Here is an 18173-nt window from a genome sequence, read left to right as displayed (position 1 = left end):
GTGAGTGCCGCGACCGAATCAGTCCAGCCCGATCAGCGCTGGCGGCGCAAAAGTGACGGGGTCCTGACAAAGGTCATCTACGTCGATTCACCCTACCGATTCCGGCGCTCGGTCCATCATCAAGCGCGGCGTCGAACGATCACCGAAATTGGCTCATTCCTGAAGAAGTACGAGATGGTGTCCGACGCCGTGACGGCCGACGCCTCCGCCCAGGATGACGACGCCCAGGCTCAGCGGGAGAAGAACACCACCTGCGAGGGCATCCTGGTCCATCGGGGCCAGATCTGGGAGAACCTCGACACCCGACAGAGCAGCCACCACGTCGTCATCGAGTCCGTTGCTGACGGGGAGGCCCAGGTCCGGGATCACTACGGCACGAAGCGCTTCACCCTCAGCGTCTCCCGAATGCACACCCACTCCACAGGCCTCCGGCTCGTCTCGCCCGGCGAGCTGAAGTACGGCGCGCGGACGACCTCTTCGGACGAGACGGGTGAGAGCCGATGACGTCCCCGCGTGAGCGGGACATTGAGGGCTACCTCCTTGCCCATTGCCGGGCACACGGCCTCCTGTGTCTGAAGTTTGTCTCGCCGGCCCGCAGGGGAGTGCCGGACCGGATCGTCGTCGCCCCCCGAGGCACCGTGTTCGTCGAGGTCAAACGCCCCGGCGGCCAATTGCGGAAGCTGCAACAGCTCACGCACGCGAAGTTGCGCCGGCACGGGGCCGAGGTTCACGTCGTCGACGACAAGCCGAGCGTCGATGCGTTCATCGCGCACCTCCTTGAGTCCCCGTCCCACTAGGACTTGTCCGGTCGATCTCTGAGCCGACGTGTACCTAACGCTGTGAATCTCGCTGTCGAAGGGCTTGCCAAGTGAGGTAGAAGGGCGGAATGGACACCGCAGAACTTCAGCGGACGCTGAACGAGCCCATCGAAGCCCTTGTCGTGCACCACGGATACACCACCTACATGCGCGACTACGAGGTCATCATCAACGTGTGGGAGGGCCCCCAGAGCCCGTCGACCTACCTTCGGTATCTCTTCCGGTACTGCGTCGAGGCCCGATGCGAGACGTTCCTGTCCACGGAGACCTGGCGGGATTCCTTGGACGCCCGGCTCCTCGACGGCGAAACCGCCATCGACCTCGACGGTTACGTCTGGGGCGCGAACCATCACGAGCTGTACGGAGCCGAGCTTCGTCTCAAGTCGGAGGCTGCCCTCCGCTGGTCGAAGGCTGTAGGGATCGACTTCCATGAGGTTCACATTGAGACCAACGCACACGATCTGACCTTGCTCTTCTCAGACCTTGAGGTGAGCGAGGTCCCGGTCGGATACGCACCCTTCATCGCGGACTGAGAGCCAGGTTCGTGTGATCTTGTGACGGGCGTAGGTCCGGGTCGTTGATGTGGGCATGGGGCGGGGTGATCTGAGCGATGCGGAGTGGGAACGGCTACGGCCGTTCCTGCCGGTCAGCAACAGGCGTTGTGGCAGGTGGCGGGATCACCGGCAGGTAATCGACGGGATATTGCACCGGGTGCGGACCGGCGTGCAGTGGCGCGACCTGCCCGAACGGTTCGGTCCGTGGAAGACCGTCTACGAACGGCACCGCCTGTGGTCGGGCGACGGAACCTGGGAGCGACTGCTCCAGCAGGTTCAGGCCGCCGCTGATGCGGCGGGTGAGATCGACTGGGACATCTCGGTTGACTCCACCATCGTGCGGGCTCATCAGCATGCGGCCGGCGCCCGCACCGACGCGCCGCCAGTACCCGCCTCAAAGGGGGGCGAAGTTTCAGAACACCAGGGCGAAACTGCGTGGCAGAGTCTGCACGCCCGCCTGGTGGAGGTGGTGCTGGAAGTGAGGGCCTGGGCCGCTCTCGCGGCGGGTTCACCACCAAGCTCCACCTGAGCGCGGACGGCCGCTGCCGCCCGCTGTCTCTGATCGTCACACCAGGTCAGCGGGCTGACTGCACCCAGTTCAAACCCGTTCTGGAAAAGATCCGCGTCCCGAAGCTCGGGCCAGGCAGGCCACGCAAGAAGCCCGACAGCGTCGCCGCCGACAAGGCCTACAGCAACGGGCCGTGCCGCGACTACCTACGGCATCGGGGCATCCGGCACACGATTCCGGAAAAGATGGACAGCAGGGCCGCCCGCCTACGCAAAGGTTCACGCGGCGGGCGGCCACCGGGCTTCGATGAAGAGCGGTACAAGAAACGCAACGTCGTCGAGCGGGCCATCAACCGGCTGAAGCAGCACCGGGCGGTGGCCACTCGCTACGACAAGCGCCGTTACGTCTACCTCGGCACCGCCACCCTCGCAGCCCTCACCATATGGCTCCGCACGTGATCGACCGGACAAGTCCTAGCGGATATCAGCACCGTGATCCAGAGGTGGCCGACCGGGGCCAACCATCGCAACGTGAGGCCTGGTTGATAGTCCGCTTGTGTCAGTCTGCGGATCTGCGAGATCGACGAAACGCACGCCACCGCCGAGCTGGGTATCGGCTGGGATTACGGCCCTGGCTCAGCCTGGCCGCTGCACCTGCACCCGCATTCCCCTCGCCCGGTTCCGCCTGACCAGCACCAGCACCAGCACCTGCACATCGCCACGGAGGAGATCTGACCGTGATCCGTGAAGAGCGCATCCCGCTCGACGACCTGACGGAAGACCAGCTCGAAGCCCTGTACGTCCACATCGACTCCCTCACGAACGCCCCAGTGTTGCGCACCTGCCTGTTGCCCGGGTGTCTGCGTCAATTCGACGCCATGGCGACGATGGCCGGCTCGCCCATGCGCCCCGAGTGGTCGGGGGAAGGCTGGTGCACCCTCGGCACGGGCAGCATCTTCCCCGCGGGCGGCCATATCTGCCCCGACCACAAGGACCTTGTCACCAGCCACTGGCCGCGCCGCCTCAAACTGCCCTCCGGCCGCTGGTCCGTGGCCTGCCCGTGCGGCTGGTCCCCGGTCCCACAGCGCTGGCACCGTCTCCTCGCCGCCCTATGGGAGCAGCACCTTCTCACCGAGACCGGTGTGCTGCCAGCCGCCCCGCCCGTCACCGACCCTGAACACCGACTCCCCCTGGCCGAGCACACTGAGGAGTCCCTCGCAGAGCTGTACGACCGGCTCTGGGACGCTGAAGCCGACGTGCCCGACCTCCGCAGCCTGGCCCGCACCTACTCCGTGGGCTACAACCTCACGGTGCCCGCCCTCCTCGGAGCGAAGACCGCCCTCGAAAACCTCCGCACCCGCATCACTCTTGACTCCCGCGACTGGGCCGCCGACAAGCTGGATTCCCTGCTCTGGGCCGTCCTCGTCGGCTGGAACTGCGAGAGCTCCGACCCCGACCACGTCCACAACGACATCGACTGTGCCGGCGACCAGACCCTGTGGGCCATCGCCGACCAACACAGCATTCCCACCGACCAGGCCATGCAGGCCAGCCAGGACCGCTGGTGGATTGCCAACGCCATCAAGGCCGCTCAACAGATCGAGGGAGACTACGTCGTCACGGAGGATCAGTAGCCGCCGCCGCGCGCTCGCTGACCCCTGGCTTGCATGTGGTGGTGGCGGAGGGCTGAGCCGCTGCCACAGCCGCCAATTCCCAAGCGTCGGCCTGGCTCGCGCCTTGCGGCTCCTTGCCACCGCCGGCGGACACGTCGATGCCGCTGAGCGGATCGTCACCGGGCCCCTTCTCTGCACCCACACCTTCCAACGGTTACGCCGCCTTGCGTGTGGACTGCCCCGGCGGCCTCCAGGCCCGAGCTCTCTTAGCACTGCGGTGTCCACCCGGCAACCGCCGTCTCTAAGAAAGACAGCGCGCCGAGCGCCTCGGAACCCTCACTCACTACGACCAAGCAACCGCATGGTCACACCACATCGATTCCCAGCCCGCTTGACGTCCCAACAGCATGAGATGTCTGACCGCCACTGGAAGATCAGTCAGGACCAGAGACATGACTACGGCTACTGCTCCATCCCCAATCTCGCTGATGTCGCATCAGCAGCAGATCCACGACTTTCTAGTTGACCACCCCTTCGCGGGCGCATGGCTGGGCGTCGGGGCTGGCAAGACGCTCACAACCCTCAGTGTCCTGCAGACGATCCGCCCGATGGGTCACATCCTCGTCATAGCGCCCGTGGCGATCGCCCGCTCCACCTGGATCGACGAGATCGAGAAGTGGGGCTTTCCCATCCGCACGAAGTCGCTCATCGTCGATGAGAACGACAGGAAGCTCGCCAAGGCCAGGCGCCTGAGGCGCTTCCAGGAGGTCGCCACCGATCCGCCGACGATGTACTTCATCAACCAGGAGCTGCTGACTCAGCCGTCCCAGAAGACAAAGTTGATCACGCCGGTGCCGGGCGCAGTGCCTGCCCCGACCATCTCACCGGAGGCGATGGCGATCCTGGTTCTGCTCCAGGCACGGGGGCCACTGGGCCAAGACGAGGTGATCGACGAGTACCGCGCTCTGGTCGCCGGCAACACCAACAACCGGGGCCCCGCCAAGGCCAAGATTCGCACCTGGATCCAGGAGTTGCTCAAGTCGGCCCTGGTGACGTGGGAAGCCTATGACTGCCGAACCTGTTCCGGCGCAGGCTGCGCTCAGTGCCGCTTCGGTCTGGTCGACCAGCTGCCGGTTCAGAACATCAACGGCCGGAACACCATCATCTGGCCCTTCCAGACAGTCATCATCGACGAGTCCCAGGGGTTCAAGTCGCACGACTCCCAGCGCTTCTTGGCCCTGGCAACGGTGCGGCCAGCCATGAACCGACTCATCGAACTGACGGGAACGCCCAGCCCTAACGGTCTCCACGACTTGTGGAGCCAGGTCTACCTGCTCGACCAGGGCCAGACGCTGGGCCAGAACATCACTGCGTTCCGCAACCGCTGGTTCACGCCGAAAATGGTGCCGGGCACCACGACGCCGGCGAAGTGGATCCCCACGGCAAACGCCGAGTCCGAGATCCATCAGGCCATCTCACACCTGGTGATGAGCGCCCAGAACACGAGCCTGCAGCTCCCGGCGCTCAGCATCCAAGACGTCAATGTCACGCTCCCCCCGGACCTGCTTCAGGCATACAAGGACTTCAAGCGCGACCTGGTCCTAGACATCGTGCAGACCTATACCGACGACGACGGGAAGCTGACGCAGAGCGTCGAATCGATCGTTGCCTCGAACCAGGCGGTGCTGACAAGCAAGCTGATGCAGTTCGCCTCGGGCACGCTCTACACCGCGGATCCTGACGATCCGACCACGAAGGGCCGGTACGAGGTCATCCACGACAAGAAGATCGAGATGACCGAGTACCTGGTGCGGAACAACGGCGGCGAGCCCCTGCTCATCGCTTACCACTTCAAGTCCGACAAGGAGCAGCTGCTCACGCGGCTCCGGAAGGCCGGCATCGACGCGCAGGCCTTCGACGGCTCGCGCGACATGGTCCGCCGGTGGAATGACAAGCAGATCCCGGTGATGCTGTTACACCCCGCCGCCGCGGGGCACGGTCTGAACCTGCAGCACGGCGGCTCGACGATGATCTGGTACACGCTGCCGTTCTCACTCGAGCACTACCTGCAGACCAACGGCCGGCTCTTCCGCACGGGCCAGACGAAGCCGGTGACCATCCACCGGCTCATCGCCAAGGGCACGCAGGACGAGCGGATGCCCTCAGTGCTCGCTGGTAAGCAGCAGGTCCAAGACGACCTCATCGAGGCTGTGTCCGGGGACTTCAACGCCGAACAGGCGCTTCTTGCCGCCCTAGAGGAAGAGATCCGCGAGGACCTCAACGACCTCTGGGCTGCCGAGAGGGTCTAACCCACATCCACCCGACAACGGACGGCCCGGTTGTGATCCCACAGCCGGGCCGTCGCTTTGGCGACCGCTCACCAAACACACGTGATGACGAAGAGGACTTCCTCATGAAGGCAATCACTGCCCCGACGACTCGACCCGCGACGGACTACGGGCGGTACTCGTCAGCAGCGGCTGGACCAGCCACTCTGCTCGGCCACGGGGCGGGCCCAACGTCAGGAACTGAACACCATGACGGACCTGATCCACCTCGGTGACAACGAGACCCACATGCTCCGGATCACCTCCCAGGCGCTCGCCGAAATCGACAACTTGCGCAACACCAGCTCCCTCCGCGAGGTGCTGCTGGACCTCAGCTACACCCTCGCCAACCTCGCCGGACCCATCGGTGCCCTCACCGATGCCTGGGTTGAACAGGGCGGACAAGCGACTGACGGTGGCCTGCCGGACGCGGACGTCCTCGCCGTCGTGGCTGCAGACCTGCGGCATATGGCCGACAACACCTGACTTTCGCCCCTCGTGGGCCGCCCCGTTGCCCGGGCGGCCCCCACACCCCGGAGACCCACGATGGACCGCATCGACGGCCAGCGCCGTATCCACGTCGACGAGATATCCGACCTCATCGACGACCTCAAGACCGACCCTGAATCCTTCGCCGCCACGCACGCCGTCCTGGTCATCCTGTGCACCGCAGAGGAGACGCTCAGCCCCGCCTTCGCCGAGGGGCGCCACGACCGAGCCTCCCGCCAGGCCACCGGCGGGTCGGACCCGACCGCCGCCGACGACCCGGTCCCGCTCCGCTGGGGTTACGGCGACGTCCTCCACGGCGACGACGACACCACCATCGTCTGCCTTTCCGGGCCCGATGGTCAGCCGTACTGGCTGGAGTTGGAACCCGAGCGGGCCCAGGCACTCCGCGACGACCTCACGCCGCCGGTCGCGGAGCCCCAGGTCCACCCCGCTGCCGAGGTAGATCGACTGCGGAAGTGCGTCGAGGACGCCGAGCAGGATGCAGAGGAGGCGGTCTCCGCAGCAGCACACTTCACCAGGCTCATCGGCAAACGCTCCGAGAAAGCCGAGCGGAGCGCCAAGAAACAGCGCCGCCGGGCCAAGATTGCCGAGACCGAACTCCACGTTCTCCGCAGTGGCCTCCGCGCGAGCGGCGCCGACCCCACCCAGATTCAGAATCTGTGGGCGCAGATCCGCCTCCGCAACCGCCAGTGGCGGGAGGAGAAGCAGCGCGCCGATCAGGCTGGGGCCGCCCTCAACGCCGTGCACACCGAACTCGCCGCCCTCAGCAGCGAGACCACCGGCCTGAACCCCTACGCCATGGCCGGCCGCCGCGACGCCGTCGCCCGGGTCCACGCAGCCCTCGATGCCAGAACCAACCCCGGAGACACCGCGTGACCCGCCGCGCCCCAGAGGCGGGGAAACGTGCCTAGCCGACAGCATCAAGCGACGACGGGGCTTCGGCGTCTCGCTCGGCCTTGTCTCCACGCAGGTTAGGACGTTGTCCGGCGGCAAGATCGGATGAGACGGGACACACGGCAACCGGTAGACGGCCTATGGGTCGGCATAGCCGACCCGGGTGTGGGATCGACGCTGGAACAGGCCGGGTGTTCGTGCACCCGGCCTGATCCCTGTTGATACGTCGGCGTCTCGGCATGGGCATCCCCGGGTTCCGGTGGTGTCTCGCGGAGACGCTTTGCTGCCACCGGCCGGACGCGAAAGCGACGCTAATCGCCGAAGCCTCGAGCAAGACACCGATGAGACCCGTCAATGCACCAGCCGAGACACGCCTCGGCCGCCAACCAGACACCAAGCCCGCCGACGTGACAAGACGGCCGGTCCCTTCCATTGCGCCCTGACCGCCTCCCCGTCCACTTCCCCACCACAGCCTGAAGGAGATCCACATGACCCACCCCTTCGCTCCGATCGTCCTTGACCCCACCGGCGCCGACCATCACGCCGAGCACAAGCAACTGCGCGACGCCGGAGCCGCGGTGCTTGTCGACGTCCTCGGCGTAACCGCCTGGTCCATCAGCGACCCCGACGTGTTGAAGAGGTTGCTGACCGGCCCGGACGTCTCCAAGGACGCCCGCGCCCACTGGCCTGCCTTCCAGGAGGTCGTACAGACTTGGCCACTCGCCCTGTGGGTGGGCGTGAGCAACATGTTCACGGCGTTCGGAAACGACCACCGCCGGCTGCGACGGATGATCGCGCCGGCGTTCTCCGCGCGCCGCGTCGCCGACCTCACCAACGTTGTCGAGGGCATCGTTACGAGCATCCTCGACGATCTCGGCGCCCTGCCCGCCGGGGAGGCCGTCGACCTGCGCGAGCACCTCGCCTACCCGCTCCCGATCGCCGTGATCGGCCACCTCATGGGCGTGCCGGCCGACCAGCGCGCGGGCTTTCGCGCCGTCGTCGACGGCGTTTTCGACACAACCCTCAGCTCTGATGCACAAGCGGCCAACACCGGCCGCCTCTACGCGGCCCTGGACGGCCTGATCGCCGCCAGGCGCGCCGATCCCGGTGACGACATGACCTCGCTCCTCATCGCCGCCCGCGACGACGAGGGTGACGGGCGCGGCCTGTCAGACACCGAACTGCGCGACACCCTCCTGCTGATGGTCAGTGCCGGATACGAGACGACCGTCAACGTCATCGACCAGTCACTCAGCCTGCTGCTCACCCACCCGGAGCAGCTCGGCCACGTCCGCGCCGGCCGTGCCGACTGGAGCGATGTCGTGGAGGAGACCCTGCGCCTGGAACCGGCCGTCAAGCACCTCCCACTGCGCTACGCCGTAAACGACATCACACTCCCCGACGGACAGACCATCTCCCAGGGGGAGGCCATCCTCGCCTCCTACGCGGCCGCCAACCGCCACCCCAACTGGCACAACGACGCCGACACCTTCGACGTACGCCGCCCCAGCCAGGGCCACCTCGCCTTCGGCCACGGGGTGCACTTCTGCCTCGGCGCCCCCCTCGCCCGTCTGGAGATCGCCACCAGCCTCCGGATGCTGTTCACCCGTTTCCCCCAGATCGAACTCGCCGTCCCCGCCGATCAGCTCGAGCCGCTCGGCTCCTTGATCAGCAACGGCCACCAGCGGCTCCCCGTTCGGCTGGGCTCCACTGCGGTCTAATCGCCCCAACAGGAGAGCACCGCTCATGCGCCCTCATCCTCCGAAGAAGTACGCAGACGCCCGTCGCACCGAGGTCACGTCCGAATGGCTGGCCTGGGACGCAGAGCGACAGCGCGCCGCCGTTGACGACGGCTGGGAGATCGCCGCTTCCGTGGGCTCCGAGCCGTCGATGTACTTCCCCGAGCACGACGGCAAGCAGATCCCCGACGAGGGGGCTTAGATTATCGTGGTCGAGGAGCCGTGCACCGAGCTTCTGTCGCGCTTCCGGATCCCGCCCCTCAGCATGTGGCGAGCCCGCCCGCACGAGCTGAACTCGGGGGCAATCAGGATAAGCAGCACGAGCATCACGCCGAAGCAGGTTGTCATCGCCACACCTGGAGGCGACCTGCACCTCTGGCCCCACGAGTACGTCGTGGCCGAGCGACCCATGGAGCTCGCGTCGGATCCCGACGCGACCCTCAACTCGCTCGGAGGGCAGCCGGTGCTCGACGAGGAGGAGTTGTTCTACCTCATGAGCCGGGGCATCCCGCGCCATGAGGCCTTGATGCTTCTGTTCGACAAGGTAACGTCCCTCGACTTCGTCTACGTGACGTTTCCCAAAGAGGTCACTGACGTCCTCGCCGGCGCAGGGCAGGGCCTACGCCGACACATGGCATTGAACCCCCGCGCCTAACTCCACCATCACGCACAACATCCAACCCACATCACGCCCTTTTGAGGGGGGACTGACTCATGGCCCGCACGCAAAAGATCACGCAGTATCAGGTCAACCAGTGGAAGAACACGCTGGAACAGATGCTGGAAGAGGGCAACTTCAGGCAGGACGGCCGGCCCCTGAGCCCCGCGGGCATCACGGAGCGCAAGCGTGAAATCGCGATGCTGCGCGGACTGAACGCCCTTCGAGTGGGCCAGGTCGTCGATCTGGACACTGTTCAGCCGATTGACGAACACCCCGAGAAGTGCTGACTGGACAACCCAAGGAGAGGATGAGCAGGCGAGTTGCTGGTCTGCCATCTTCCACCCCGGGAAGAATTGCGCGGTCACTATCCAGACGATCTACGGCTGCAGGGTAACTTGGCTCGGTAAATTCGCCGCAGCCCTCAACGACTGCTGGACGCCCAAGTCCCGCATTGACTATGTGCGTATGGGGGCTTTCGGAGACGGTTGAACTGTCAGCCATGATTCCGCAATTCCCACAGGGTCGCCCCACAGCCCGCGCTCCGAAAAACCCCGGGCCGCCACCCCACCAGGAAGGCATCAGCATGTCCGGCGCCTCGAACGTCACCGTCGGCGAGATTCCCACCACCGCCCCTACGGCACAGGGCGTCAACTTCGGCCGCCGTGTACGACTGATCGGCATCTCGCCCGCCTGCCTGAAGAACCTGACCGGCACCACCCTGCCCTCCATCGGCCACTCCACATCCCATCGTGACGTCCTCCTCGACGAGAGTTCCACCGAAGCTCTGCGACGAGACGACCGCGTCGACAGAACCCGCAGGGTCACCCGGCCCGCACCCGACGTAAAGCGGCACCTCCTCCGCAACATCCCGACCGCCTACATGCTCACCGCCGACAACGACAGCTAGATTCTGTCTCTTTGGTCAGCGCCGAGCCTGATGCTGGCCGAGTAATCACGTGGGCAACTCCGCGCCGGGTGCGAGCGCGCGGAGTTGGACTACCGCGTGGCGGATCCGGTCGGCCTCCGCCTGGAGGGCTTGGGCGTCGGCTCCGTCGTACTCCAGCCAGTCCGGGCCGGTCTTCTCCAGCAGCAGCGCGATGTGGTCGAGGACGGTGGCCGCGTCGAGCAGCCCGTCGACGACGTAGCCGTGCTTCAGGAGGACCTCGGCTCGGGCCAGTGGGTTGTGCGGCGGCAGGTCGAAGCGAGCGGCCGCGGCTGCCCGCACGCTCTCTTCGGCGTCGGGCACGTAGACCAGGCCCAACTGCAGGGCGGGGCCGACGTGCGGGACGACGCCGACGATCCGAGGCGTGATCGCCTGAACCAGGCCGGTGTCGCTCGGATCCGTGACGCGCGTGTGCTCGTCCAGGACGAGCGGCATGTCCTGGGGCAGCCGGGCCAGCAGCGCTGCCAGATCTCCGACGGTCGAGAGCAGCGGCACCGTGGTGACCGTGTCCATGAGCCGCCGGTTCTCCGTCTCCCGCGTGCCCTCTGCGGTCGAGTCGCTCATCGTGCGACCGCCGCGCCGTGCCGGCACCGGCCGCCTCGTAGAGATGCCGCCGCCCACCCCCGCACGCGAAGCCGGGAGCAGCCCCTCATGAGCACCCCAACCTTCCGCACGGCTGGTCCCGACGGCGGCGAAACCCCCTCTGGGGCCATGCGGGACCGCGCCGCGGATCTGACCAGCCCCGGATCCCACTTTCAGCGCATTCACGCCAGCGAGGCCGCCGACCTCGCGCGCGACGCCCACAGCCTCGCCGACCGGGCTGTCCGGTACGCCGCCGAACTCGAGGCCGCCACCCCCAGCCGCTCCACAGCTGGCACCGCTCACACCCTGCTGCAGCAGGCCACCGCACTTGCCCTTGCCGCAGTCCGACTCGACACCGGTCGCGAGACCGCCGCCGCCTTTACTGCCCGCGATCACGAACCCCTCGCACGTGAGCAGCCTTAGTCGCCACCGCCGCGCCCCTGCCGCCCTCTAGCGCCGATCGACAGGCAATAGGTGGGTGCGGGGACTGCCCGAGCGGAAGCTCATACGCATCGCCAGCACAGTTGATCACCGTGCTTCCGGCATCCAGGCAGAGAAGCGCATCAACGGGCGTCGGCGCCAGAAGTCACCAGGGACGAGACGATGGAACACATAGAAGAATGGCAAGTTAGGTGCCTCCGCTGCGATCAAGTATCGCAGCCCACCGGCAGAGGAACCGTTGACATCAAGCACGTTCCTCCTTGCGTACCCGACAGTCGAGGACCGTGTGACAAAGAAGCCATGAGCCCTGACAAAACCTAAAGCTTGCTCTGCTCCGCCAAGGGTTCATCTCCCTGGCACAGTGCGGGGTTCTGGCCCGCATCGCGAGCCTTTCCGGTGGAGCGCAGCGGAACCGGAACAGTCCGGAGAGAAGCGCAGGACTCCAACTCGAAGCGAAGCTGAGAGCCGGGCCCGTAGGGCCTCGGCCAAGCGCAGCGAGGCCGTTCTGAGTCGAGGCAGGCGCACACGCGACGACTGATCCCCGGGCTGTGTGGTCAGCCTCTGGCACGGGCCCGCCGGCGCCTATGCAGAACATGTCGGCGGCTCTGCATGCATGGCCGCCGACGACAGTGCTGCATCGAGGTACCCACCGACGGACAATTCTGCAGCTCGGGCGCGGGCGTTGAGCATGCTCTTGGTGATCCGCATGGTGGCGGGGTTACGGCGGACGATCGGCTTAACCCAGCGGGCGACGGCAGCATCCAGGTCGCCCACGGATGCGACCTTATGCAAGATGGACAGCTGCTTTGCTCGGGCAGCATTGAACGACTCGGCGGTGAGCAGTAGCTCACGCACCTGTGCCTGCCCTGCCTCCTCGGCGAGCCGGGGCAGGGCGCCGCCCCAGGCCGGCGGGAGGCCGAGCCCGACCTCCGGCATGCGGAAGCGGCAGGTGTCCGCTCCGACGCGCAGATCGCAAAATATTGCCAGGCCCAGTCCAGCACCCAGGACAGCACCGTGCAGCCGGGCAATGGTCACCACGCCCAACTGCGAAAGTGTCGAGCACACTCGCTGTGCCCTGTCGTTGAGCGCGCGTAGTCCGGAGCCCGATGTGTCGATCTCCAGCAGTGTGGAGAACTCGGAGCGGTCGGCCCCCTTGCAGAAGTCGTTGCCGGCTCCAGACAGCACCATCACTCGGATGGCCGGGTCGTCCTCCATGGCGCGAAGGACCTCCAGCAGTTCGGTGAGCATCTGGCCGTCGATGCTGTTGCCTGTGTCGGGGCGGTTGAGTTGGATGTTGAGTATGGGTCCTTCGGCTGTCACATGAAGGGTTTTGAGGTCAGCGGGCATCAATGCGCTGGCTCGATTCGTGTCCGGTTGAAACGAGGGTGAGATGCATGGAGGTGATGCGGCGGAAGACCACTCGGGGAGCCCACCGTGGGGGGGCGCTCAGGCGCAGCCGAATGGGTCGGCGAAGTAGGGCCGTGAGTAGGACGGTTGCTTCCATACGGGCAAGGGCGTTGCCCAGGCAGTAGTGAATTCCTGCACCGAAAGCCAGATGCGAGGTCACGCGTGACGCAGGGGCGTCCTCGGCTCCGCCGCGCCGCCGGCGGACATCGAAGGTGTGCGGGTCGGTGAAGTGTTCCGGGTCGTGGTGCGCGGCGCCGATCAGGAGTTGCACCGTCTCACCCGCGGCTATGGAGATTCCGCCAAGTTCGGTGTTGGCGGTCGCCACGCGGCTGATCAGGTGGATGGGGGCGTCATAGCGAAGTGCTTCTTCAATGGCGTCCGGTACGAGATCAGGGTGCTGACGCACGAGGGCTAACTGGGTGGGGTTCTCAAGCAGCAGTCGCACCGCATTGGCGATCAGGTGTGACGTGGTTTCCAGGGCGGCGAGGACCATGAAGACAGCAAGTGCGTGGACGGTGGCGTCTGTACGGGCGGGGCTGCCTTCTAGGTCGTCCCAGGTTCGGATCCAGGTGGAGACTGGATCATCACCGGGAGTCCTCCGACGGTCCCTGATGAGGTTGGTGAAGTACGCCTGGAGGCGAGCTGTTGCAGCGTCTGAGACGCGTATCTCGCTGGCGGTTGGGAAGAGCTCCTGCGTGTGGACCTGGTCGTGGGTCAGGTTGCGCAGTAGGTCATGATCTTGCGAGGGAAGCCCCATCCACTTGCCGATGAGCATGATGGGTAGCTTCTCGCTCACCAGGGCAACGAAGTCGGCTGGCCCGTCGACCAGTTGATCGGTGAACTCATCGAGGAGTACCTCGACCATCTCTTCGGTGGAGTGCTGCAAGTCAGCAAGTGTGCCCTGGTTGAAGATATTGCCCAGCGGCCTGCGGATCTGCGTGTGGGCTGGGGAGTTCAGGAGAGGCAGCGTCTGGCTCATCTGCAGTGAAGCGGGCGAGCTCCAGCGTGTGCCCGCACCCTGCTGACTGCGCCATGCACGGTCCGGGACGATCCATTGCTTGTCGCGGAGAACCTGTTGAGCCAGGCTGTGGGAATTCACCAGCATTCCGCCCCACGGGACGGAGATTATGTCGCCGGCCCGCCTCAACTCGGCGTAAATTGGGAGCGGATTCGCCTGGCCGGCACCCTTCCGAAGTTTCGAGAAGAGCGAAACTAGTTCGCGCCGACTCTTGGGTGGCGCGGCAGTGGCGGAGCTCAATTTCATTTCTCCTCGCAAGATCAACATCTTTAACGATCAGAGCATACCCCTGCTTCTGAACGGACATGCACGAGGAGACTGCCGCGATTGTTGCGTGCATCACGTTTACCGCGTGAGGGCGGTTGGTGAGGAATGTGCGGCCCGCATTCCGGACAAGTGGTCGCGAATGGGGGCTGTCGGTCGAGTTTCGTAAGCTGGGTTGCGCACGGTGCGGATGGTTAATGCGAATGGCGATCCAGCCCGCTACTTCCTCAAAAGATAGGTGGGAGGGTTCTGCCCCGGACTTAAGGGTGCGCTCTTCACTCTGCAGCGGAACTCTGCCGGGCTTCTCGTTCCCTCAAGAATTGCGTGTAGAGCATTTCTCCGCGATTTACGGAGAAGTCGATATCGGGGAGAACTTGGGCGGTTGCAATCGCCTTCATCAGGTTCTTGTATCCTGTCAATACGTGCCGCTCTACGTTCTCGTAATTCCCGTCGAGGACGCCTGCAGTCAGGATCAGTCCAGTCCAGAAGCCTGGGAGTTGTCGAGCCTGCTCCTCTGGGACGACGTGGGGCCTGATTTCGCCTCTCTCGATGGCTGTCCTGATCTGCCCGGTGTTGAAGGTGACCCAATCCCCCCATGGTGTTCCGTACTCTTCCGTGGCGCCTGGCTCGAAGGAGAGCCTCAGTGCCGCAAGAATTCGGTCCTCGGTGCGCACCCTGTAGGACAGGATCATTCCAATGTCGACCATCTCCTGAACCATTAGTGTTTGATCCTGTAGTCCATCCCAGGTCGAGTTGAATGAAATATCTGCAGCTACGTCCTTCTTGCCGTTCGGGTAGTATTTATAGAAGAAATTCTTGCTTGACTCGCCCTCTGCGATGATGTCGTTGACCGAGGTGCCTCGGTAGCCATATTTGATAAACAGTTTGGCGGCGGCTGCGGCGATGCGTGCCTGGCCATCGATTGTCCGCTGCTGAATTTTGCGCGTCTTGGGCACGGTGGAAGTATTGTCGGGATTAGAGTCGGTCACGAGGTGTGCTTTCTGGGATATTTCGGCGCCCCTTGATGGAGGGCTGAGCGTGGCTTCGAATTTTCCTGGTGCGGGCATCTATATGACGACTGCATGCAGGATAACTGTCTCTAGGTGCCTGCCGCAGTGCAAGCATGTGACAGGTGTGCGAATTTCGCTCGGGGTTCTCGCTTCGAAAAATTCCAGGGAGTCGCATTCCGCCGGACATATCCTGTATCCGGAGAGCAGTGCAGCAGTCCAGCTCCCGGTCCTGGACAGACTGGGCAGACCATAGACGCCGAAAGGGTTCGTGTCGGGGGACATTCTTCCTCCGCAGTGAGACTGGGACATTTCACCTGGCCTGCCCGTACTTTTCAACAGCACCGATCAGTTGCCGGTGCTTCCCCCACGGGGGCGCGCTCGTGCCGAACTGACTCGCTTCATGGGTGGAGACCTTCCCGGTGTGGGTGCCGAGGGGTGAGAGCGACGCGGCGGATCCCTGCCCGAGGGCAGCGCAGGCGTCGACCCCCTCGCGCAAGGCGCGCAAGGGTGACGCGAGGGGGTCGACGGGTCCGACTCGCTGCCGATCGGCGTCCATTGGGCCTCTCCCTGCGCCGGCGTGATCGCTAGTTACTTGACGTGTCCGTAGTTAGAGTCCCATGCTGGGCGCCGAAAGGGTAGACCAAGTAGTCCCCATGGGGACCGCGTAGACTCGGGCAAGTCGGTCATTTTATGCCTTTTGGGCCTGCGAATCCTCCGGCGTTCGGGAGTCGTCCTCCGGCACCCCAGTGAACTGATGCCCGATCTGGCAGGGGATTTGAGCCCTTTTTGGGTAGTTGGGAAGAAGGGGTGGAGGGTCCTCGTTAGAAGAGGACCAGCCGGTCCCAATGAGTCGTACTGGTCCTCGGGGGGAGACCGTAGGCGTGGGGCGATCGTGCGTGAGAACCAAGGGGCGACCAAAACGCCGTTCCCAGCTCACTGCTGCTGGGAGGGGGATGCTGAACGATGGGGGGTCAGGTGCTGGAGCGCTGCGTAGACCCACAAGCGCCGGGGCTGTGCCCGGTCTGGCCTAGCGAAGTGGATGACCCCGCTTCTCTTCCGCCGGTTGACTTCGGGGTCGGGGAGCCCCTCTGTGGGCGGCAACCCGGCGCCCTCGTGAGCCGTGGCGGCAGCGCCAGCCTCATCGTCAGGACTGCTCGCGGCTCCCGCCAGTCGTACCTTCAGGCCATCGTTGACCTGGCCTGGCCGCTGAACATCTACTTCTGGCGACGACCGCTCCGGGCGGAGCATTGACAGGGCGTTCACGAAGGAATTCAGCAGTTTCGGCTCGCCTTTGCTCAGCACTGAGCTGCCCAACTCGGCTTGCTCGTACAGGAGCTGCCGGCTCAGCTTGCCGACTAGATGGCGTAGCCAAGACGCCCCTTGGCATCGCATACCTCCCGGATCTCGCATATATAGGAGCGCACCGATGGTCCACCCCCACCCAGAAGCGTCGGGCTCTGACGAGTTCAAAGGCTTCAACGAAGCCCGGCGCATCATGTGGTGCCATGAGGCTCGTACCCGCGTGTACGAGCGGTTCAAGCAGACGACCTTTATCGGTGACACCAACGTTGCAGCGGTCCACGTCGACAACACCAGCAGGGCGGACCGCGTGTTCCTCGTGGCATTCGATAAGGTCGGCCAGCAGGTCGGCGTCGACACGCTCTACATCGACGAACCGAATCAACGCCTCGACATCGCGCCCGAGTTCGATCACGACTTCACCGGGATGGCCGTCGTGCCGGACTCGCAGCTTGATCAGGCCCTCTCTCGCGAAAACGGCTGGGTCGTAAATCTGAAGGTAGTGCGCGAGTACGAGCCTTTGGCCGATCGCCGGGCCACGCAGCGTGCGGTGTTCTTGGCGCATCTGCAGGACATGATGAAGAACGGCGAGGTTCGCGGATTCCTGTTTGGCCGAGGTGAGTCCGATGACAATGATGCGGCGTAAGGGACCACGGTCTTTGTACATCAGACGACCCCGTCGGCCAGATTGCCGGCGGGGTCGTCTGATCTGTGTCGCTTTTACGGTGCTGCGTTTTCGCAACAAGGGGGATCAGTGCAGCTGATCCGGGTGTCGAACCCAGGCCGATGGCAGACATGGCGTGGACCGGCTCACGCCGGTCCCGGGTGACGCCTGGCGGTGAGCTCCCCGAGATCACGCAGTTCGGTTTCGACACCGTCGCCTTCTAGGGGCAGAAGCCACGAACGAACCGGTGAGCAGTTTGCGGCGAGTAGGGCCTAATTTAACAAGAGGGGTGGTGGTCCTGGTGGAGCGTCTGGCCATTAGGGAACTGGTGCAGCATGTATCTCCGTACGGACCGCCGCTCCCTGAATGGGCGCGTATCGAGTTCGACGGGATGATTCTCCGAACGTACTGTACCGGCAAGGCGTGCGGATGGACCTGTAGTCAAAAGGGTCCGTGTGATCCGGTTCGCATGAAGTTCGTTACGGTCGAGGGATTCGTGCGGATCGGCAGTACTGTGTGGATCTGGTATGCAATCTCTATCCCCGGCATGGGTAGCGGGTACATCGTGCCAATTGCCAAGAAGGGTCGCAAGGAACGTCAGTTGGCGTCGTCTATCTGGTGAGTGGTAATTCTCGGTGGCAAGTTGATCGAGATCGAGCGGCTGCACCAGCTGCGCACGCGACTGATGGGCCTGCAGGCCCGCTAGGAAGCACAGTCCTCCGCATGAGAAGACGACGATGCCCTGACTGCCTCCTGGCGATCAGGGCATCGAATCAGGCTCGGTACGCGGCAGTGCCGCCCTGACGGGTCGTTACACCGGCGGGATGAGCAGCGAAGCCCCCGCATATTGATCCGAAACGGTTTGGGTTCTGGGTCGTTGGTGGTGTGTGAGCGATCTGGTGGGGGACGCGCGGCATCTGTC

At 64.7% G+C, this 18173-nt stretch carries 19 protein-coding genes; 15 read left to right on the top strand and 4 right to left on the bottom strand.

What is annotated here, in order from left to right; all coding sequences use genetic code 11:
* Window positions 1-174 precede the first annotated feature (174 nt).
* From MTF69_RS41430 to MTF69_RS41370, 13 genes are all read left to right on the top strand, one after another.
* Complete coding sequence (locus tag MTF69_RS41430) at window positions 175-504, top strand: hypothetical protein (RefSeq protein ID WP_243341994.1); 330 nt, start codon at window positions 175-177, stop codon at window positions 502-504.
* Window positions 501-797, top strand: a complete 297-nt coding sequence (locus tag MTF69_RS41425; RefSeq protein ID WP_243341993.1) for a VRR-NUC domain-containing protein — start codon at window positions 501-503, stop codon at window positions 795-797. Before MTF69_RS41430 ends, MTF69_RS41425 begins: the two co-directional genes overlap by 4 nt.
* A gap of 89 nt (window positions 798-886) precedes the next feature.
* Window positions 887-1351 carry a hypothetical protein gene (locus MTF69_RS41420; RefSeq protein ID WP_243341992.1) on the top strand — a complete coding sequence of 155 codons (465 nt, stop codon included), beginning with the start codon at window positions 887-889 and terminating at the stop codon, window positions 1349-1351.
* Between the two features lie 55 nt (window positions 1352-1406).
* Window positions 1407-2338 (top strand): IS5 family transposase gene (locus MTF69_RS41415; protein WP_243341991.1). Its coding sequence is split into 2 segments (ribosomal slippage): window positions 1407-1820 and window positions 1823-2338, totalling 930 coding nucleotides; the frame shifts between segments, so codons are not numbered across the junction.
* Window positions 2339-2616: 278 nt separating this feature from the next.
* Entirely contained in the window at window positions 2617-3513 is an 897-nt protein-coding gene (locus tag MTF69_RS41410) for a hypothetical protein (RefSeq protein ID WP_243341990.1), read from the top strand.
* A 467-nt stretch (window positions 3514-3980) separates the two neighbouring features.
* Window positions 3981-5801, top strand: coding sequence for a DEAD/DEAH box helicase (locus tag MTF69_RS41405; protein ID WP_243341989.1), 1821 nt, complete (start codon window positions 3981-3983; stop codon window positions 5799-5801).
* A gap of 228 nt (window positions 5802-6029) precedes the next feature.
* Window positions 6030-6305 (top strand): hypothetical protein, encoded by a 276-nt coding sequence (locus MTF69_RS41400; RefSeq protein WP_243341988.1) that lies wholly within the window; start codon window positions 6030-6032, stop codon window positions 6303-6305.
* Window positions 6306-6365: 60 nt separating this feature from the next.
* Entirely contained in the window at window positions 6366-7205 is an 840-nt protein-coding gene (locus MTF69_RS41395; RefSeq protein ID WP_243341987.1) for a hypothetical protein, read from the top strand.
* Window positions 7206-7711: 506 nt separating this feature from the next.
* Window positions 7712-8944, top strand: coding sequence for a cytochrome P450 (locus MTF69_RS41390; protein WP_243341986.1), 1233 nt, complete (start codon window positions 7712-7714; stop codon window positions 8942-8944).
* Window positions 8945-8969: 25 nt separating this feature from the next.
* On the top strand, window positions 8970-9164 hold the full coding sequence (locus MTF69_RS41385) for a hypothetical protein (protein ID WP_243341985.1): 195 nt from the start codon (window positions 8970-8972) through the stop codon (window positions 9162-9164).
* Window positions 9165-9170: 6 nt separating this feature from the next.
* The gene (locus MTF69_RS41380) at window positions 9171-9617 is read left to right on the top strand and encodes a SufD family Fe-S cluster assembly protein (protein WP_243341984.1); all 447 of its coding nucleotides are present in this window, start codon (window positions 9171-9173) and stop codon (window positions 9615-9617) included.
* 59 nt (window positions 9618-9676) lie between these two features.
* The gene (locus tag MTF69_RS41375; RefSeq protein ID WP_243341983.1) at window positions 9677-9910 is read left to right on the top strand and encodes a hypothetical protein; all 234 of its coding nucleotides are present in this window, start codon (window positions 9677-9679) and stop codon (window positions 9908-9910) included.
* Window positions 9911-10206: 296 nt separating this feature from the next.
* Window positions 10207-10530, top strand: coding sequence for a hypothetical protein (locus tag MTF69_RS41370; RefSeq protein ID WP_243341982.1), 324 nt, complete (start codon window positions 10207-10209; stop codon window positions 10528-10530).
* A 45-nt stretch (window positions 10531-10575) separates the two neighbouring features.
* Here the strand turns inward: MTF69_RS41370 and MTF69_RS41365 are convergent, their stop codons facing one another.
* Entirely contained in the window at window positions 10576-11130 is a 555-nt protein-coding gene (locus MTF69_RS41365) for a hypothetical protein (RefSeq protein WP_243341981.1), read from the bottom strand.
* 87 nt (window positions 11131-11217) lie between these two features.
* Here MTF69_RS41365 and MTF69_RS41360 point away from each other — a divergent pair, with 87 nt between their 5' ends.
* Complete coding sequence (locus tag MTF69_RS41360) at window positions 11218-11571, top strand: hypothetical protein (protein ID WP_243341980.1); 354 nt, start codon at window positions 11218-11220, stop codon at window positions 11569-11571.
* A 600-nt stretch (window positions 11572-12171) separates the two neighbouring features.
* Here the strand turns inward: MTF69_RS41360 and MTF69_RS41355 are convergent.
* The 3 genes from MTF69_RS41355 to MTF69_RS41345 all read right to left on the bottom strand — a co-directional run bounded on the left by MTF69_RS41355 (window position 12172) and on the right by MTF69_RS41345 (window position 15234).
* Window positions 12172-12936, bottom strand: a complete 765-nt coding sequence (locus MTF69_RS41355; protein WP_243341979.1) for an enoyl-CoA hydratase/isomerase family protein — start codon at window positions 12934-12936, stop codon at window positions 12172-12174.
* Window positions 12926-14101: a cytochrome P450 gene (locus tag MTF69_RS41350; protein ID WP_243341978.1), complete on the bottom strand. Its 1176-nt coding sequence runs from the start codon at window positions 14099-14101 to the stop codon at window positions 12926-12928. Before MTF69_RS41350 ends, MTF69_RS41355 begins: the two co-directional genes overlap by 11 nt.
* Window positions 14102-14553: 452 nt before the next feature.
* Window positions 14554-15234, bottom strand: coding sequence for a TetR family transcriptional regulator (locus tag MTF69_RS41345; RefSeq protein WP_243341977.1), 681 nt, complete (start codon window positions 15232-15234; stop codon window positions 14554-14556).
* A gap of 1480 nt (window positions 15235-16714) precedes the next feature.
* Between MTF69_RS41345 and MTF69_RS41340 the strand changes: the two genes are divergently transcribed.
* Window positions 16715-17233, top strand: a complete 519-nt coding sequence (locus MTF69_RS41340) for a hypothetical protein (protein WP_243341976.1) — start codon at window positions 16715-16717, stop codon at window positions 17231-17233.
* Window positions 17234-18173 lie beyond the last annotated feature (940 nt).

The sequence above is a fragment of the Streptomyces sp. AP-93 genome (genome assembly GCF_022808175.1).
In the GTDB taxonomy this organism is placed as follows: domain Bacteria; phylum Actinomycetota; class Actinomycetes; order Streptomycetales; family Streptomycetaceae; genus Streptomyces.
The sequence above is the reverse complement of the archived record's forward strand: the minus strand, read 5'-3'. Positions and strand labels throughout refer to the sequence as shown.

Excerpts from the sequence above, each read along its gene's own strand:
- MTF69_RS41430 (WP_243341994.1), top strand. The coding sequence starts at position 175 with ATGGTGTCCGACGCCGTGACGGCCGACGCCTCCGCCCAGGATGACGAC.
- MTF69_RS41425 (WP_243341993.1), top strand. The coding sequence starts at position 501 with ATGACGTCCCCGCGTGAGCGGGACATTGAGGGCTACCTCCTTGCCCAT.
- MTF69_RS41420 (WP_243341992.1), top strand. The coding sequence starts at position 887 with ATGGACACCGCAGAACTTCAGCGGACGCTGAACGAGCCCATCGAAGCC.
- MTF69_RS41405 (WP_243341989.1), top strand. The coding sequence starts at position 3,981 with ATGTCGCATCAGCAGCAGATCCACGACTTTCTAGTTGACCACCCCTTC.
- MTF69_RS41400 (WP_243341988.1), top strand. The coding sequence starts at position 6,030 with ATGACGGACCTGATCCACCTCGGTGACAACGAGACCCACATGCTCCGG.
- MTF69_RS41395 (WP_243341987.1), top strand. The coding sequence starts at position 6,366 with ATGGACCGCATCGACGGCCAGCGCCGTATCCACGTCGACGAGATATCC.
- MTF69_RS41390 (WP_243341986.1), top strand. The coding sequence starts at position 7,712 with ATGACCCACCCCTTCGCTCCGATCGTCCTTGACCCCACCGGCGCCGAC.
- MTF69_RS41385 (WP_243341985.1), top strand. The coding sequence starts at position 8,970 with ATGCGCCCTCATCCTCCGAAGAAGTACGCAGACGCCCGTCGCACCGAG.
- MTF69_RS41375 (WP_243341983.1), top strand. The coding sequence starts at position 9,677 with ATGGCCCGCACGCAAAAGATCACGCAGTATCAGGTCAACCAGTGGAAG.
- MTF69_RS41370 (WP_243341982.1), top strand. The coding sequence starts at position 10,207 with ATGTCCGGCGCCTCGAACGTCACCGTCGGCGAGATTCCCACCACCGCC.
- MTF69_RS41365 (WP_243341981.1), bottom strand. The coding sequence starts at position 11,130 with ATGAGCGACTCGACCGCAGAGGGCACGCGGGAGACGGAGAACCGGCGG.
- MTF69_RS41360 (WP_243341980.1), top strand. The coding sequence starts at position 11,218 with ATGAGCACCCCAACCTTCCGCACGGCTGGTCCCGACGGCGGCGAAACC.
- MTF69_RS41355 (WP_243341979.1), bottom strand. The coding sequence starts at position 12,936 with ATGCCCGCTGACCTCAAAACCCTTCATGTGACAGCCGAAGGACCCATA.
- MTF69_RS41350 (WP_243341978.1), bottom strand. The coding sequence starts at position 14,101 with ATGCTGGTGAATTCCCACAGCCTGGCTCAACAGGTTCTCCGCGACAAG.
- MTF69_RS41340 (WP_243341976.1), top strand. The coding sequence starts at position 16,715 with ATGGTCCACCCCCACCCAGAAGCGTCGGGCTCTGACGAGTTCAAAGGC.